This window comes from Oleiphilus sp. HI0043, assembly GCF_001634935.1.
Window position 1 is genome coordinate 1 of the sequence record NZ_LWEY01001261.1, and the last position, 1,626, is coordinate 1,626.

A 1,626-nucleotide genomic window follows, 5' to 3' on the forward strand; every position below is an offset into this window, starting at 1 on the left:
TCCATTCTAGGTTGCTATCACTAGGTCTGTCAGCCGGAGCGTTATTCACATCGTATTCATCTAGCGGCCTTGAAACTTGAGATGCATTGAACTGAATCAGTTTGGGTGTAAAACCCCACGATATGGCATGTTATAATCAATAACATTGGTTGTAGCGACGGTTGCGCCCATTTCTTCATAGTCAAATTGAGTGCTTTCAACCGATGAACTTAATAGGTCTTCAATACCTGTGGATTCCGCAAGGCCAGTAGTTTCTACTTGTCTAACAATGTCATCAATAGTTGCTGCATCTTTATTTAGGATGGTGCTTACTTTGCGAATTTCACGGCGAGTGTAGAAATTGATAGTTAGCGGGTCAGTATCCACTAACAAGTTAAAGTTATGCATTTCATCAGAGCGATATGAGCTAAAACTTTTTTCACTTAGAGAGTCTTTTAGAAGTTTAGCGGTATCTCTGGTGTCGCTAATATCTCCGCTGTTAGCGGCGTTGATAAAGTCTTGTTCTATTGGTGAATTTTGATAGTCGAGAACGTCAGAGTTAAAAGACTCTCCGTAAAGCTGTCGCTGGCCACTATTTATTGCAAGATAGATCTTGTCGGGCTTATCGCCTCGGTTGAAGGCAATCAAAGCAGGGTTGTGAGCGGACGCGTTAAACTTTGAAGCTGAAGCAACACCGGTTCCGCCCATAGCCATGGAACGAGGGTCTAAAAATACTTTGTAGCCACTTAGTGCGGTTGAGCTATAAGCGAGACAAACTAAGCAAATGGCAAAGTTTGATAAGCTGAAGGTGGATCTGAAATTCATTATTTCCTTGTTCCTTGAGCGGGTCCTGACTAGTTAACTTATGCTGGCTAACGGTACGGTGACTGTACGTAGCTTGATCCGTAGAGGCAATTTTAACGGAAAGTCGAAAGTGACAACGACGGGCACGTCACGCTTTGTAACATAATGTCCAAATTCGTGGTAATTTTTTTGGCTTAACTGTGCTTATGTATTGAAGTCATTTAATGACTCTGTATTGCCGCCTAACAACCTTATTTGCCGCTTAGAGCTATGAAAACGGCAAGCGCTCTCCTGAATTGCTGCAAATTTTACAGTAATGACTTGGCACAGGATTTTCATAGTGATTATGAAAAACTCAGGTATTTGGCTCTTATTAACGCATTTAAGTATCTGTTGTTCGGGGTGTCTCGATGCGATCTTCGCTCACCATTTACTGGGAACCTAGTTTGATATGCTTGCTTTGAAGAATCTAGTCATTTTTTGTTTACTAACCGCTGCGCTCTGCTTTTCTCCGGCTCATGCCCATAAATATAAAGATAAGAATAGTGTGGGTACGATGAAGAAAGAGGAGAAGGAGCCGATTGAGCCTATTGTAGTCCGTGTTACGGGGTATGGCGCTTATGAAAGAAAGGAGGACTCGGAGTCAGAGTCGAAGCGTTTGATGGCGATAAGGGCCTCAAAGCTTGATGCTTACCGTACCTTGGCCGAAAGGCTTTACGGTATCGGAATCAGTGGTGGTTCCCAGGTTGATGAGTTTGTGATGAAAAGTGATCACTATGCAGCGGCTGTCGATTCTTATGTGCGAGGTGCAAGGGTAGTTTCGATTATTGAGAATAAGGGGCG

The 1,626-nt window shown here is 43.1% G+C and carries 2 protein-coding genes; one reads left to right on the forward strand and one right to left on the reverse strand.

Features of this window, described 5'->3' with window-relative positions:
• Positions 1-96: 96 nt before the first annotated feature.
• Positions 97-804 (reverse strand): hypothetical protein, encoded by a 708-nt coding sequence (locus A3729_RS16260; RefSeq protein ID WP_068634082.1) that lies wholly within the window; start codon positions 802-804, stop codon positions 97-99.
• 430 nt (positions 805-1,234) lie between these two features.
• Here A3729_RS16260 and A3729_RS16265 point away from each other — a divergent pair.
• On the forward strand, positions 1,235-1,626 hold a 392-nt coding region (locus A3729_RS16265; RefSeq protein ID WP_197475881.1), incomplete at its 3' end, for an LPP20 family lipoprotein.